13 protein-coding genes are annotated in these 15,774 nt (G+C 44.0%); 7 read left to right on the top strand and 6 right to left on the bottom strand.

All coding sequences use genetic code 11. The annotated features are described in order from the left end of the window. Positions 1-23: 23 nt before the first annotated feature. From H7844_05650 to H7844_05630, 5 genes are all read right to left on the bottom strand, one after another. Positions 24-1,739, bottom strand: a complete 1,716-nt coding sequence (locus H7844_05650) for a thiamine pyrophosphate-binding protein (GenBank protein MEO5356767.1) — start codon at positions 1,737-1,739, stop codon at positions 24-26. A gap of 227 nt (positions 1,740-1,966) precedes the next feature. Then, on the bottom strand, positions 1,967-2,806 hold the full coding sequence (locus tag H7844_05645) for a type 1 glutamine amidotransferase domain-containing protein (protein MEO5356766.1): 840 nt from the start codon (positions 2,804-2,806) through the stop codon (positions 1,967-1,969). A gap of 17 nt (positions 2,807-2,823) precedes the next feature. Beyond that, entirely contained in the window at positions 2,824-5,349 is a 2,526-nt protein-coding gene (locus H7844_05640; GenBank protein MEO5356765.1) for an alpha-amylase family glycosyl hydrolase, read from the bottom strand. A gap of 58 nt (positions 5,350-5,407) precedes the next feature. Next, complete coding sequence (locus H7844_05635) at positions 5,408-7,258, bottom strand: AGE family epimerase/isomerase (protein MEO5356764.1); 1,851 nt, start codon at positions 7,256-7,258, stop codon at positions 5,408-5,410. A gap of 24 nt (positions 7,259-7,282) precedes the next feature. Then, positions 7,283-7,864, bottom strand: coding sequence for a DJ-1/PfpI family protein (locus H7844_05630; GenBank protein ID MEO5356763.1), 582 nt, complete (start codon positions 7,862-7,864; stop codon positions 7,283-7,285). A gap of 614 nt (positions 7,865-8,478) precedes the next feature. On the opposite strand from H7844_05630, the gene H7844_05625 reads away from it, so the two are divergent. The 7 genes from H7844_05625 (at position 8,479) to H7844_05595 (ending at position 14,580) form a co-directional block, all read left to right on the top strand. Beyond that, the gene (locus H7844_05625) at positions 8,479-8,760 is read left to right on the top strand and encodes a hypothetical protein (protein ID MEO5356762.1); all 282 of its coding nucleotides are present in this window, start codon (positions 8,479-8,481) and stop codon (positions 8,758-8,760) included. After that, on the top strand, positions 8,757-10,835 hold the full coding sequence (gene tadA, locus H7844_05620) for a Flp pilus assembly complex ATPase component TadA (protein MEO5356761.1): 2,079 nt from the start codon (positions 8,757-8,759) through the stop codon (positions 10,833-10,835). Before H7844_05625 ends, tadA begins: the two co-directional genes overlap by 4 nt. 27 nt (positions 10,836-10,862) lie before the next feature. Then, on the top strand, positions 10,863-11,870 hold the full coding sequence (locus H7844_05615) for a FecR family protein (GenBank protein MEO5356760.1): 1,008 nt from the start codon (positions 10,863-10,865) through the stop codon (positions 11,868-11,870). Between the two features lie 40 nt (positions 11,871-11,910). Continuing rightward, on the top strand, positions 11,911-12,453 hold the full coding sequence (locus tag H7844_05610; protein MEO5356759.1) for a DUF4337 domain-containing protein: 543 nt from the start codon (positions 11,911-11,913) through the stop codon (positions 12,451-12,453). A 397-nt stretch (positions 12,454-12,850) separates the two neighbouring features. Further along, on the top strand, positions 12,851-13,522 hold the full coding sequence (atpB, locus tag H7844_05605; GenBank protein MEO5356758.1) for a F0F1 ATP synthase subunit A: 672 nt from the start codon (positions 12,851-12,853) through the stop codon (positions 13,520-13,522). A gap of 32 nt (positions 13,523-13,554) precedes the next feature. Then, entirely contained in the window at positions 13,555-13,896 is a 342-nt protein-coding gene (gene atpE / locus H7844_05600; protein MEO5356757.1) for an ATP synthase F0 subunit C, read from the top strand. A 57-nt stretch (positions 13,897-13,953) separates the two neighbouring features. Beyond that, positions 13,954-14,580, top strand: coding sequence for an MBL fold metallo-hydrolase (locus H7844_05595; protein MEO5356756.1), 627 nt, complete (start codon positions 13,954-13,956; stop codon positions 14,578-14,580). Between the two features lie 175 nt (positions 14,581-14,755). Here H7844_05595 and trpD read toward each other — a convergent pair whose 3' ends face one another. Then, positions 14,756-15,772: an anthranilate phosphoribosyltransferase gene (gene trpD / locus H7844_05590; GenBank protein ID MEO5356755.1), complete on the bottom strand. Its 1,017-nt coding sequence runs from the start codon at positions 15,770-15,772 to the stop codon at positions 14,756-14,758. Between the last annotated feature and the right edge of the window lie 2 nt (positions 15,773-15,774).

Raw genomic sequence — 15,774 nt, 5'->3', positions numbered from 1 at the left:
CAAAGCCCTTTCCCTTAACATCTTTACCTTCCCTCTCCCTTATCACAGCCTTCCTTCCAACCGGCAGGGTTGGATTCAATAACGAGATCAATAAGGAACGGGCCGTTGGTGTTCAGCATCTTATCAATTGCACCGTCTATTTGGTCAGATTTTTCCACTCTTACTGCATCAACGGACAATGCACGTGCTAATTCATCAAACCGGATAGCGGGTTTTTTCAGACAAAATGATTCAGGGAACGTATGTTCACTTTGACCGATTTCTTTCCAGTACTGGATTATGTTGTCCTTTAAGAGCCTGTAGCTTTGGTTGTTTGTTATTATGAATTTTGCACCGATGTTGTAGCGGGCTGCTGTCCATAGCGCTTGTATTGTGTACATGGAGCCGCCATCGCCGCTAAATCCGATTACGGTTTTATCAGGGGATGCCACTTTTATCCCGATTGCTCCCGGGACACCTACCCCAAGGGAGCCGCCGCGTGTTTGAAAATACCGGCTTGGCATGTCTGCCGGCATGTAACGAATTATATCCGGTGAGGTTGTCAGCGCCTCGTCAAAAATTATTGCGTCTTTGGGTAACTTTTTGGACAATGCTTCCATGAATTCTGAGGGATATAGTGGTGTTCTGCCCCGGTTTTTTAGGTCTGCTTCTTTTTGCTGCCTAAGTGTCTCGGCTTTGTGTTCATCCATTGCAGACATTCTGTCTCTTATCTCCTGCCATTGCTCCTGTGTAGGTCTGATTTCTTTTAAAGCAGAAAGAAGGTTATTGAGCGTTAACTTTGGGTCTGCCACTATTCCTATATCAACGGGAAAATTCTTAGCGATTTCGTAGCTGTTGAGATCAATGTGAATAACCTTAGCGCCCGGTTTAAAGACATTATATAGAGCCGGGAAAACCTCCGGAAATAAGTATGTGCCGCAAATCAGAACTGCATCTGCCTTACTTGTGATTGCACTGCTGCGGCTGCCAAACATGTGTCCAAGATCGCCGCAGTACAGCTTGTATGATGTAGGCATATTGACAGTGGATGAGTTTGTTGTCCAAACCTCTGCTCCGATTTCAGCGGCAACCCTCAGAAGTTCATGCTGCGCTCCTGATTCGCTTATGCCGTCACCTGCTATTATCATAGGATTTTTAGATGCTGATAAAATCTGTGCAACCTCTCTCAAAATTTTAGTATCCGGTGACACGGCAGTGTACAGAACAGGAGTTTTTACAATGTCCTCTATATTGGGGGCGTCAAGCACATCCATCGGCAGGCACAAAAAGACCGGGCCCATGGGCGGCGTTTGAGCCATTTTAATAGCCCTTCTTAACATTCTTAATACGGAATTTGGATCAACCACACGCGCAGCCCATTTAACAACGGGTTTTGCAATAGCGACTAAATCAGCCGCCATCTGGGCGTCCATCGAGTCGTATTTAATGCCGGACTCACCTGCTAAAATCACAAGCGGCGAATGCCCACGCATGGCCTGATATATCATCCCAACGCCGTTACCCAACCCTACCCCGGAGTGCAATTGCACAACTGCCGGCTTTTGCCGCTTACGGGCATAACCATCCGCTATCGCCACTGCTATGGTTTCCTGAAGAGTCGTTATATAGGTAAACTCAGGATAACTTGTAACAGCATCAAGAAAACCCTCCTCACTCGTCCCGGGATTGCCAAACATGTGAGTTATCCCGTCTGCTAATAACTGCTCTATTATCTTATACTTACCAGTCTTTTCAGCCATTACACCTCCACTAATATGAACTATCTGTTTTGCGGGCGGAGCTCGCAGAGAGACTTTTTAAGCGGCGGAACGCCGGTTAAAAAATTCTTTTCTCACAACACAATCATTCTAACTAAACATCTTACTAAACCAAGTATACATTTAAATAAAGGGGTCAAGGGGGCCTCGCTCCCTTGCGGATGGGGTATAAGGGGAAGGCAGCGCCTTCCCCTTACCTCCCTTTTCCCCTACCAGCCGTATCTTCTTAATCCTTTATCGAGAACCTCGATGAGTTTCTGACCGGTTCCGTATGATGATTCGTTTGATCTGCCGGTTATAAACGGGTAGTCAACGATGACCGATACGCCGTCTCCGACGTTGCTGATGTACTGACCGTCGGGGCCTGTAGCGTCACGCAGAATGTACTCAAGCGGATACGGCGGCGGCCCCATGTTGAAGTCAACGCCTACAAACCCGGTGCCGTCTTTGTAGTCGTACTCAATCGGGTGTCCGGTTACGCGCTTACCCCAGATTATGCTTTTTCTTTGTCTTAAATCACGTGCAAAGGCCAGACATGCCACACCGTAGCATTCTGCGGCTATGGGTTTACCTAACCTCAGAAACCCTAAAATAACGTCATGCACGCGCTGGTTATTTACCATATCCACAACAGGCCCGCTTCCACCAACCAGCAGTAGCGCTGCGTATTCATTGAGTTCAGTATCCAGGTCATGCAATTTCGCATAATATGCCTCAAGGTCTCTGAGATACGTTTTCGAGCTCATGTATGGCCTGTCGGGAAACCATGTGGATAAGTTAATCGTCTTATTCAGTCTGTCAGAGGCGTCAAGCGCCTTGACCTTATCCACGACCGCCTGAGTCGTCACAGGCTTGCCCAGAGGCGGGTCTATATAATTTGCGTCAATACTTGGCGGAAGGGGCACCGGTTTTAACCCCCGCGGCGTTACAAATACAGGCGTAAACCCAGCCTTGTCTATTTCCTCTACCGGCCCTACCAGCTCCTCCCCCCAGTATCCATAATTTGACACTATCACCAGGATTTTTCCTTTTGTGGTTATAATATTCATTATTCATCTCCTTAATCTTACTGTTTTCTAAAAACTACTACACCGTTTGCTGGGATCACCACAGTAATCGTCCCTCCGGATGAACGAATGGTTTCACTGTAATTGCCAACGTTATGTCCGCCATAGACTGCTGCATCGCTGTTTAGCACTTCACGCCAGTTGCCGTCGCCGCTGCGGATGTTACTTATCGTATAACCGTGGTCAAACGGGCTGTTGTTTAGGCTTCCGACAATCAGGTACTCATGGTTTTCACCAATCCGGCTTGGTATGAACCCCCATCGCCGGAAAGCTATCACACGGTTGGCGTTGTGAACGTGGACGATGTCTATGTTACGGCTGCAAAGCGCCTCTCTGTTGGTCTTTCTGAGGGTTAGCAAGTCCTGATAATACTTATAGAGATTTGCTCCATACGTTGCCCTCATGTTAACAATATCCTCTTTGTGCATGTAGAAGTTGTCATACTTATAGGCATTTTCGGCACCCACCTCCTCCCCAAAGAGAAACATCGGAGTACCGGGCGAGAGCACCGCCATTGAAACTGCAAACTTACAGCGTCCCTCGGCATACCGCCGGGTCTCTCCAAAAAGTGGTGCATAATTGACGGCAACAACTATGGTTCTTGCTGAATTTTCTGCATTGCCTGCCTCATCGTGAGACTCATGATAGACTACCTTGTTGTGTCCCGCCCATGACAGTGCCCCCGAGAAGCTATCAATTCTCAGCGGCTCATTATTACCATAGCCTGCCCTCTTTATCAAACGTGCCTTGTCGGTATAATTGCCGCTTCCGCCGTTTAGATTGTGAAAGAAATCGGCATACCATGCGGCGTCAAACCCTAGCCCTCCGGCACTTACCGGCATAGTAACCCTGTCCCACTCCGAGTGGTCCTCTGCGGTGATTACAACCTCCGGTTTTATCAGTTTAAGCGTGGCGCAGTACTCTCTTAAGAACTTGGCTCCAAATGCGTTTACATTTCCCATCGGTCTGCCGTCGGCATGAAGCACGTTATAGCTGTGCATTGAGGTGGTCTGGTCCAACCTGAAGCCATCCACATGAAACTCCTCCATAAGCATTACCGCACTGCTGATAAACATCTTTCTGACCATCTCCTCATAAAAGCGCGGAGAGTACCCTGTTGACATGTTATCTATGTAGCCGCCGTCGGGAAACGGCGTTCCATCAATTTTTCTGTAATCACCGGAGCGCCCCTCAAACCAGTAGTAAATGTTTTCCTCATGTGTGCCGGAATCATACATCCATTGTGCACGCTCACCATCAGGGGCAAAATGGTTATACACAACATCAAACAGTACACCCATGCCCTTACTGTGGCAAGCTCTGATGAAATGCTTAATCTGGTCCCTGCCCCCTGAGCTGTACTCAACAGCGAAGTAGTGAGACGTCCCGTATCCCCATGACTCAACGCCGCCAAATTCCGATATAGGCAGCAGCTCCACACATGTTACCCCTATATCGCTTATATAATTGTTATTTAACAGAGCTATAGCATCTCCGATATCCCCGGCAACGTTGTTACCGTTTGCATCCTTTTTACCGTAACCCAGAGCGCCTACATGAAGTTCATAGATAATCAAGTCATCAACCCTTTTTGGAAATGCGGCATTAGAGCGGTTTGTGTCATCTCCCTGCCAAAACACCTCCTGAGTTACATAATCAGATGGGTTTATTGAGTTGGCATTCTGAAAATCGGCAACCACCATCTCAGGGTCAACCACAACCGAACAACTGGTCGTACCATCGAGGTCTCTGTAACCGCCGTTATATGGTGCACCCCTTGGGTTTGTTCTCCCTGAGCCTATTTGACACCTTGAGTACAAATCGGTACGATAGACAGTGCGGCCGTTTCTGTTGGTTATCCGGAACATGTACGGCTTTTTGTGGTCATAGGCGGCAAAATCATCTACCGGTGCCGTTACCCAAACACCGTCACGCTGGCGTACCATAGGGATTGACGGAGCGGCAGGGTCTATGCCTACCCCATAGTCGGAAATATAGCCGCAGGACACTGTACCAAAGACAACCTCCACAGCCCTTGCGTTAGGGGCCCACAGGGCAAACTGTATCAATGGTGCACTCTGACCGGCAACAAAATACTTGTTTGCACCCAGACGTCTGCAGTTTGTAAGATAATAGGCCTCCGTCTGAATACCATCTGCCGGGGTGGCGTTTAATGTAAAGACCCGATATTTTTCCGTGGAGTTAATATCATTTACCTCAGTGGTAATTCCCCATAGGTCTTTGCCTGTAACGCTTGAGGCGGTTGTAATCCTGTCAACAGTGACACCCCACCTAAAAAGGTATCCTGCCTGAGAGGAATGAAAGTTAACCACAGCCTCAAACACAGGGCAGCCGTCTGTTCCTGTGACTTCAGTCATCTCCACTTTGGACCAATCATTAGAATACTCGGCTTGATTGAGCCTACCGCGGGTAACCCAGCTCCCGCTTAAGCGCACGTTTTCAAACACACGCCTTGTTATACCCGTTACGTACTGAAACTTTACCGGTATTGATATTTGCGGCATTATCCCATCTCCCCCTTTTTTAGAGTTTTTTTCATCATCCCTTGTAAACAGATTCTCATCATTTAGTACCCAGCTGGGCGATGACTGTAACCTCTTCCCCCTTGTGTTTGTCACCCAGTCTTACCTGAAAACCAAGGTAGTCCTTATAATCCTCACCGTTTACAGTAAGGCTCTTGACTTCAATCTCGTTTCTAGGTAAATAATCCGGCAGCAGGTTCAGACACTCTACGTTTCTGTCAGGGGAGAGGCAGAAGTAAAGAGTGAGTGGTCTGTCCTTTTCCACAAGCAGCCTGTAGTATATGTGTGCTAAATAGTTAAGCTCCATGCTGTGGTAACCTGATTTTGAATGGCTTGCTGACATGGCCCTGTCATCAACTAAGTACGGGTAGCCGTTTTCAAGAACATCGAAATAAGTCTCGCCGTAGTCTTTATCCAAAAATGCCAGATTCCAAAACGCTACAGACTCCCTTGCCAGCGCCCGGTATTTTTCCTTCTTTTTCTCGTCCTTTGTTGTACCCGTTAAGATCAAATAGGCCAGAATTCCCTGCTCCTGCTGCCACCACGCTTTGCGGTTATGCCACGGAAAATCTATCGGCATACCATTCTTTGGATGCCTCTCGACAACGTCGTACCAACCGCCCCTTATCATATCAAGGCCGCCTTCAGGTATCTTATCAGCAATTTTCTCTGCATATTGGAGGTACTTCTCCTTGCCGTAGAGGAAATATAAACGCGTAAGGTTCCATGCGATTTTCAGGTTATGCCCTACAACACTTCTGTCCTGCTGCCACTGATAATGGTCATCGTATGTCCAGTCGGCCAAAAAACGCTCTTTTATGTATAAAGAATCGTTATCTATAAACTTATCACAGATGAGCTCCGCCTGCTCCTCCTGCAAGTCCTTGTAGTACTTGTAGTCATCCTTGTAAAGAGCAATATCCTCGGTGGCAAGCAGCAGGTTAATCATATAAGCAGGAGCGTGGTCTCCAACAGAGTTCCAGTTCTTTTTGTTTCTGTTAAACTCCTGAAGCCCTATAGAGTCGTGGCGGAAATTAACAGGATCAATGTGTGAAAAGAACCCCTTTAACTTAGTATCCCTGTAGTAGTGCTCAAAGAACTCGACCGTTTTCTTAATATCATCATAGACATCCCAGTCATGGGTTAAACGGTAGTACTGTGCCATGCCGGCAATTGCATATATCTGCTCATACAGTGGGATAGTACCGGAGTCCTCGTTAAAACTTGAAGGGAGAATCTTTTTGCCCCTGTCCACGGCATGGTGCCAAACGACAAAAGTGCCGTCAAGGCTTATAGTCTTAAACATGTCCTGTTGGTATTTTATGCCTGCTTTGGCAGCATCGAGATACCTTCTGTTGCCGGTAAGGGAGTATGCTGAGGAGAGGCCGTAAATCAGTCTGGTTATGGTGTCACACTCCTGAACCGTGTAGTCATCCATCTTGCCCCCGGCAGCGTTTAAATTAGTGCGATAGCCGGTGAAATCAAATGTATCGCCCAGTCCAAACTGCCGCTGAAGCCATGTGTCGGCAAATGAGGTTATCTGGGAAAGCCACCAGTGCCCCTCTTCAAAGACGTACTTGTCCGGGCTGTTGCCGAATATTACTACGGACTTAACGTCAAACCTTGTCTTGTCATCATGTATAATAATTATTCCGTATGCCGACACAAGCTGTTTTTCTGCAATGTATCTGTCAAGTTTGTCTGACACAGTGTAGTCCGTCCTGTCTCTGTCAAGAAGATCGGTGTTGCGCACCATGTAAAAATACGTATCGCCTGTAATAAATGCCTCAAAGACGTCACCGCTGTTGGCCGCTATTTCAAACATACCTGCGGCGTTATACTTTTTTCGTACATAACCTGTAACTCTGAGACTTTGCGTAAAGTACTTCATAAGCATTCCTCCTCTTTGTATTTTTTACTTTTTCAGTTGATTGATATATTCCTTTATAAATACATCTGAATTAGCACTCATGCGGCCTGTAATCAGGTTGCCGTCAATATGCACGTCAGTGTCAACATAATTAAATCCTGCGTTTGTTACATCATCAATGATGTTATAGGCGCAAGTCACATTCTTAGCTTTTACCTTGTCTTTGAGAGAGCAAAGCAGCCACATTGAGTGGCAGATTACGCCCACTTTATGCTTGTCTGACTCAAGGATGGAAGAAACCAGCGCTATAGGCTCCGGTATTTCAAGCTTTCCGTTTTGTCCTTTCTTTTTAAACCACCACCGCAGTCTGTCCACCCAGTAACCGCCGCCAAATACAAAACCAGCATAATCACTTATGATTACCTCGTTAACGCTAAGGTCGGCTTTCAGGTACTGAGCCGGCTCGTTATCATACGGAAAACTTTTCTTCATGCCGTCGCCCCATTCCCTGTTTGTTGTAATCACAACGGGCACAAGGCCGGCCTCTTTCAGAGCGCTTATTATTGTGTTAAAACTGACGGCAACCCACTCGTCCTCAATAAAAACACCGATTTTCTTACAAAGCATGATTGTATCCCTCCCCCTTTTATAAAGAAAAAGAGCAGCATGTAAAACACGCACATTCCCCTTTTAGCATATCAAAACAACTGTTAAATACAAATAATAATCAAATAAAACAAAACGGCTTACTATTTATAACCCGCCAAATTTTGCGATGTTATGGAATGTAATCATGATGCAATATCTATGCCAACATAAAATACGTTGTAACATGCTGATTTGTATAAATTTCTTATAGCAGCAACATTAAAAACGTGTGAAAATTACACAAACTGTGGAATATTAGCCACAAATAGGTTCAAAATTTCCATAATGCATAATATAATTACAAAGTTGCAGGCGGAAGCAAACATAGGCGGCAGGTAGAAAACGACACCTCGTTACTCTTTTGACTGCTGCTTGGTATTAACCGGCTGATGTTTTTTTGCGATTTTTTTCTGATTTTTGACAAAAAACAATTCTTATAAAAACAATATTTATAAAAAATTTACATGTAAAAAATTTTTATTTTTGTTATAATCCGTTGATTGTATATTTTTTATTTATATACATGGCAGCTTTAGGCTATTAGGGAAGCGGTGGGGGATATAGTTTGAGTTAGAAAATGGAGGGCTTTGTCAATGTGGATAATAACAGAACCTGGAGATTTGCTTAATTTAGACAATATAATAAGAATAAAAAGAGTACATGGAGATGGTGTGTGCAAGATAGTAGCGGAGACGGTAAGAGGTGAGGAGGTATTTATCAGGCCTGCTCATAGGGCGGATGAATTTAATGAGTGTATCGAATGCGGCAACTCCGGCAAAGAAACCGGTATGATTAAGCTTATGAGGACACTAGAGGCAGTGGATATGAGAATGAAGAATTCCAGTGAATTACATTTCAGGACGGGTAAAAAATGACAACCGAGAAAAAAAAAAGAATTGGCGAGATGTTATTAGACTCAGGGGTGATTAACAAGAAGCAACTGGAAACTGCATTAGAAAGACAACATCAGTTAAGAGAACAGGGTGAAATAGCTCTGCTGGGTAGTGTTCTGACGGAGCTAAAAATATTAACATCAAATCAGTTGCTCTCATTTATCCAGCTCAACAATATAAATATCCCTCTTGGCGAGTACCTGGTTATTGACAAAAAGATAACAAAAGAAGAGCTTAAAGCCGTTTTAGAAATTCAAAGGCAAAATCCGCAAAAAAGAATCGGTTCCATTTTGGTAGAAGAGCTTAAACTCATTAATAACGAAACTCTTCTCAGAACCATAGCAAAACAGCATAATCTGCCAAGAATTAAGCCGGATATTTCAGAATTGGACTCTGAACTATTTTTTATTTTTTCCGCTAAAATGTTGATGGATAACAGATTTATTCCTTACAAGAAGTACCAGGGAGAACAGGGAAGCATAATTTACCATTGCATTATTTCTGAGTCGGATATAAAAAACACCCAAAAGATCAAAAATGAGATGCTGAAGGAAATTAAAAATTACCTGATCGCCTCCGGAGACAGAAGTAAAATGACGTTATCCGTGGAGTTTGCCCTTGCCGGCTTAAATGAAATAATGGAATTCATCCCTCATGTTTTTAATAGCAAGGATGCAATATCATTATCTCAGAAAATAGTCGTGGAAGCTACAGCGGCAACCGAAATCCTTTATATCGGCACAAAGTATTATTCCTCAAATTACAATCTCAATATATTTATGCAGCTTATTATGAAGGCAATAGACCTTAAAACCTCCGATATACATATTGAGCCGACTAAGCATAACTTAAGAATTCGTTTCCGTATAGACGGAATATTAGTGGAGCAGCCTGGTTTGCCAAAGACATTAAATACTGCTTTTGTAAGAGGATTAAAAAACTATTTCAGGTTTAAGGACTCTCATATTCAAAATGTCATTGTGGATGACCGTAAGAGGGTTTTTTATGAAGACAAAAATATAGAAACTGATTTGAGAATATCCATTCTTCCTACTGTTTATGGCGATAAGATGGTGATAAGAATTCTGATACAATCTGATGTAGTGCCGACATTTGAAAAATTAGGGATGTATAAAAACTTAGTAGAAAAGTATAGAATGGTTTGCTCTATGTCCTCCGGCATTGTGATAGTGACAGGCCCTACAGGTTCAGGTAAGACTACCATGCTTTACTCAACTCTGGATGCTCTGAACAAGGAGGAAATCAGCATTCTTACACTTGAGGACCCGCCGGAGTATCTCATAGACGGAGTGGCACAGGCTCGTGTCGGTGCAGATGATACAAGGGAAACATCATACAGCAAAGGGATAAAAGCATCTTTGCGTCAGGACCCCGACATTATAATGTTTGGAGAGATGCGGGATCATGAATCCGCCACGATGGCCTTAACAGCCGGATTAACAGGACACTTGCTCTTTACGACACTTCATACCAATGACGCCTCAGCAGCCATATCCCGTCTGCTTGACATGGGTATAAGGCCGTTTCTGCTATCCTCTACCTTGGTCTCAATACTGGGGCAGAGACTGGTTAGGGTAGTATGTCCAGACTGTAAGGTGGAATATAAACCTCTCTGGGAGGACATTGAATTTTTCACGTTATTTATAAATGGGGTACCGGAGGAAATTGAAAATGGTAAATTGAAGTTTTACAAGGGCGGCGGTTGTAATAACTGTAATAACACCGGATTTAAGGGCAGGGTAGCAATTCACGAACTGCTTTGTATGAATGAAGAGATTAAGAAAGCTGTATTAAACGGAGCAATGGCTAAAGAAGCTGAAAATATTGCCAGAAGCTACGGAATGACGTCACTTGTGGAGGACGGTTTCCTGAAAGCAACTGAGGGCGTTACAACTTTAGAAGAGGTGTTAAGAGTATCTAAGAATCTTGAAAATCCCAGAATTAAACGTAATATTGACGAGATCAGATATCTGCTGAAAGGAAATCTGCCAAGAAATGATTTTCTTTCGGCAATATTTTCAATTACGTTTAGATAACAAGGAAAATTAATGTAACGATGCCACATGAGTATTAAAAAGAAAATAATATTGATTCTCATGATGTCAGCTGTAGTAGTTGCTGTCTATAACGTTGCAGAGAAGTATTTCCGTTATAAAAGATTAATTAATGAATATGTAATTGACAAGTTGGAGGGTTACGTTACTGTTCAGAATCGAGGGAAACCGGAACTCAGAGCTAAAAAACATGAATCAATAAAGCCGGGAGATATTATCCGGACTGTGGATAACTCAAAAACAGATGTGGTATTTAAAAACAGGGCTGCTGTCAGGGTTACAGAAAATACAGCCCTTGAGGTGGATAAAGACGGCCCTGATGCCGAGCCTCAAACAAAATTGACAAAAGGTGCGGTTTTGGTAAAAATAACCCACAAACTTGCCGCAGATCAGGGTGGAAAGTCAAAAAAGGTGTTTTCGGTACAAACGCCTCAAGCTGTTGCCGGCGTAAGGGGTACTTCATTTTTAGTAAAATATAATGATGAAATTCCCAGATCATTTATGGAAAATGTTCCCGGCACAGAGGTTGCAGTGCTTGAGGGAACGGTAAGTTTTTCTGTTTCAGGCAGTACACAGGAGATTGATATAACGAAAGAAAGAAAGGCCGTTGTTGATCATTTTTCTACAACTCCCAGGCTATCATATATCTCCAGTGAAGATGAAACCCGGCTGGAAGAGATTGCCGACATTGAAACTTCATTGAAATTTTCCGACTTTTTGTTTTCCGAAATCAGAGAAACCTTCAGCTCATTGATATGTCCTGTGGTTACTAGAATCACAAAGGCCGAGATGAGTATTATAGAATCAGCGCTGAGTATTTACAGTTATGAACACGAGGGGAAAGTGCCGCGTAAGCTTACTGAGCTAAAATTGAAAAAACCCGATCTCTATGATTCATGTGGAGTGCCGTATTTATACAAAAGGCTCAGTCCATATAAAGCCGAGATACGCTCGGCAGGCGCAGACATGGAATTCTTTACCAAAGATGATTTAGTAAGAACTTTTCAGAGCCGGTAACACAGATACAGAGAACTAATAAGCAGGAGGAAGAGAAATCATGGCAGATGAGAAAAAAGAACCCTGGCTTAATTACCTGGCTATGACCACTGTGCTGTTTGCAGTATTGGCAACCCTATCCACATTTAAGGGTGGCAATTATTCCACAAAATCGCTGCTTTTTCAATCACAAGCGTCTGACCAATGGGCATACTTCCAGGCAAAGAGCATAAAGAGCTACCTATATGAGGGACAAAAGGACAGGTATGAAACAGAATTGAACTTTTCGGAGTCTGAATTATCTGCTTCCGGGATAAAACACTACAACGAAAAAATAGCCTTCTTTGGGGAGAAAATAAAAAAATATGACAGTGAAAAGGCTGCAATATCAGCCGAGGCTAAAAAGCTGGAAAAACTGCGTGAAGATGCTCAACAGCACTCACGAGCATTTGGTATGGCTATCATATTCCTTCAAATTGCGATTCTGATAGGTTCCATCTCGGCCCTTATGAAAAAAAAATCCCTCTGGCTTGTAAGCATTGTTATAGGTTCAGCCGGTATCTTATACTTCATAAACGGTTTTTTACTCTTCCTACCTGTGTAAGGGAAATTAAATAGCGAAAATCGAGGTTTCAGAATATTAACTTTTCAGAAGAGAGTTTAAAATTAAAGAGAAAAAATTAAAATGCTTAAGCAGTTATAGCGAAAACCATAATTCCGTTCATTATTTTTAGTGGTTGAGATTGCCACGTCGCTATCGCTCCTCGCAATGACGAATAAAAAAACACAGTAAAAACAACTACATGCCGTCATTGCGAACCCCCGCAGGGGGTGTGGCAATCTCTTCTTTAATAAATCAATAAGAACATACTTTTGCTTTTTGCTATAACTGTATAGGCAATAACATTACTTATCTATAATTAAAAATTTTTAATCAGAAGTTCTTGACATTTAGACTTTCAGACAAGTATGATATTTTATTTTACAGAGGAGGGTAAGAGTTGGAATCACATGCACTCATACACATATCGGGGGTTCCGCCCTATGTTACGTATTCGTGGGTAGCGATGGCAATTCTAATAACCGTTGCGTTTGTTGTTAGGGGCTCCTTGAAGCTGGTGCCGGTTGGAGCACAAAACGTGGTGGAGGGAATTGTTGAGGCCTTATATGATTTTTGCAAAGACAACATAAACCACCACTGGGTTGACTCAATGTTTCCCATGATAGGCACACTGGGGCTCTATATTCTTGTTTGTAACTTAATGGGTTTAATTCCCGGGTTTGATGCACCCACGGGTAATATCAACACGACGGCCTCCTGCGCTGTACCGGTGTTTATAGCAACCCACTACTTTGGACTCAGAGAGCACGGTGGCGGTTATCTGAAACATTTTTTGGGGCCTATACGGTCAATTTATGCGCTGCCACTGATGATTATGATGTTTATAATAGAGTTCATTGGGCACCTGGCGCGACCTGTTACCCTGTCGGTGAGGCTTTTTGGAAATATGCTCTCAAAGCACATAATACTGTCAGTATTGGCAGTGTTGGCTCCGGCGGTAATTCCTATAGTGTTTTTAGGCCTTGGCATACTTGTCAGTGTTGTACAGGCCTTTGTTTTTGTTTTGTTAGCAACGCTGTACTTTGCCGGTGCAGTTGAAGAGTCACATTAATATTAATAAAAATACTGTGGAGGTTGAATTAAATGAAGAGATTTTTAATGTTGCTGTTTGTAGTAATGACGGTAGCGGCAGTACCTGTAGCGACATTGTATGCAGCCGATGGAGCGGCTGACAGCCAATCGGGCAACGTAAAGGCATTTGCAGCTATTGGAGCATTAATAGGGCTGGGAATAGCGGCACTTGGCACGGGAATAGGCCAGGGGCTGGGTCTTAGTAAGGCATGTGATGGTGTTGCAAGAAATCCCGGGGCATCCGGTAAGATTACAACCACACTGATTATTGGTCTTGCTATGATTGAGTCGCTCTGTATTTATGCATTCTTGCTATCCCTTGGTGTGCTTATTAATCAGAAGCTGTTTTTTTAGGCGGCCACAGGGAAACTTATACTGTGAGCGGGGTTAAATCGTGTTGGGGGCTAAGAGATGGGGCTGTTTCTTAGGTGTTTTGTGGTTGGGCCTTTACAGGTCAACTGCTACATCCTCTCAGATAAGGACACCGGAGAGACCATCGTAATAGACCCCGGCGATGAACCCGACAGAATTATTGATTTTATAACCGATAAGTCTCTTACCTTAAAGAAAATAGTTTGTACGCACACGCATTTTGACCACATAGGGGGTATTCCTGAAATAAAGGATGCCCTTAACCCCCTGCTGTTAATGCATACAGATGACCGCACCATATATGAAGCCGCCCGTGACATGGCGTTATTTTGGGGCCACCAGATGGATCCTATGCCTAAGCCTGACCAGTTTCTCTCTGAGAGTGACACTATTACAGTTGGCAGTCATCAGTTTGAGGTGCTTCACACACCGGGACACACCCCCGGCGGCATATGTATTTATGGCGAGGGAATAATCGTAACCGGTGATACCCTCTTTGAGGGTTCGGTGGGAAGAACAGACCTGCCGGGTGGTAATGCTCTTGATTTAAAAAAATCCTTCAAGCGCCTTATGGGACTACCTCCTGAAACAAGGGTATTTCCAGGCCACGGCTCTGAGACCACAATCTCACACGAAAGAAAATACAATTTCTTTAATAGCGAGTAATTCCAATTCTAATTCAAAAGTATAACGAGGCGGCAAGGAACAAGCGACGCAGGCGTACTTTTAGTACGTTGAGGAGCTTGTGACGAAGCCAACAAAGTTAGACAAATGAATTAGAATTGGAATAACAGCTGCCTGCGTTTACCTTTTACTGCAACTTGGTATGAATGCAAGTTTTTTAATCCTTTAATTTTTGTGAAACTCTCTTTATTTCCTCAAGTTTCCGAAGGGCACTGCCGCTATCCAGAGCATCAGTAACCATGTTAACGGCTGCATCCAGTTCATACTGCTGTTGTGAGACCATAAGAGCACAGGCGGAGTTCATAATAACAATGTCACGTCCCGGGCCTTTGCCTCCACTTAGAATTTCATAAGTAATGCGGGCATTGTCCTCTCTGTTACCACCGGAAAGAGTTGATAATTCCGCCCTGTCAAACCGGAAATCCTCCGGTGCAAACACCAGATTATTAACAGTACCGCCTGAAAATCTCGACACATAGGTGCCGTCGGATATTGTAACCTCATCAAGGCCGTCTGCTCCATGAAATACCATTGCATCAACTGCACCCAAATTCCCCAGCACAGCCGCCAGTGGCTCCGTCAAAGCTGCATCATAGACACCGACTATTTGTCTTTTAGCGCCTGCCGGATTAGTTAGCGGCCCGAGTATATTAAAAATTGTCCTTATTCCAATTTCCCTTCTTGGACTTACCGCATACTTCATGGCAGGGTGAAATAACGGGGCAAATAGAAATCCAAATCCGGTTTCATACAAGCATTTCTCAACTTTTTCAGGGCTCAGATCTATTATGACGTCAAGGGCTTCAAGCACGTCTGCACTTCCCGTGCGGCTTGATACCGAGCGGTTCCCATGCTTGGCTACCGGTATGCCGCAAGCTGCCGTCACTACCGCCGCTGTTGTTGATATGTTAAATGTATGGGAAAGGTCGCCACCGGTGCCGCAGGTATCCACAACACCCTCGGGGGCGGTTATTTTTATCGCCTTTTCTCTCATTACCGTGACGGCTGCCGTTATCTCTTCAACCGTCTCGCCTTTAACCTTAAGGACTGTTAAAAAGGCTGCTATCTGGGCATCAGTTGCCCTGCCCTCCATTATTTCCGTCATACACTCAATCATTTCATTACTGGAGAGGTCTATGCTCTGTGTCAGAATATTTATCGCTTCTCTTATCACGG

The organism is Nitrospirae bacterium YQR-1 (assembly GCA_039908095.1).
Taxonomy (GTDB): domain Bacteria; phylum Nitrospirota; class Thermodesulfovibrionia; order Thermodesulfovibrionales; family Magnetobacteriaceae; genus Magnetomonas.
This window is presented reverse-complemented; position numbering and strand designations above follow the sequence as displayed.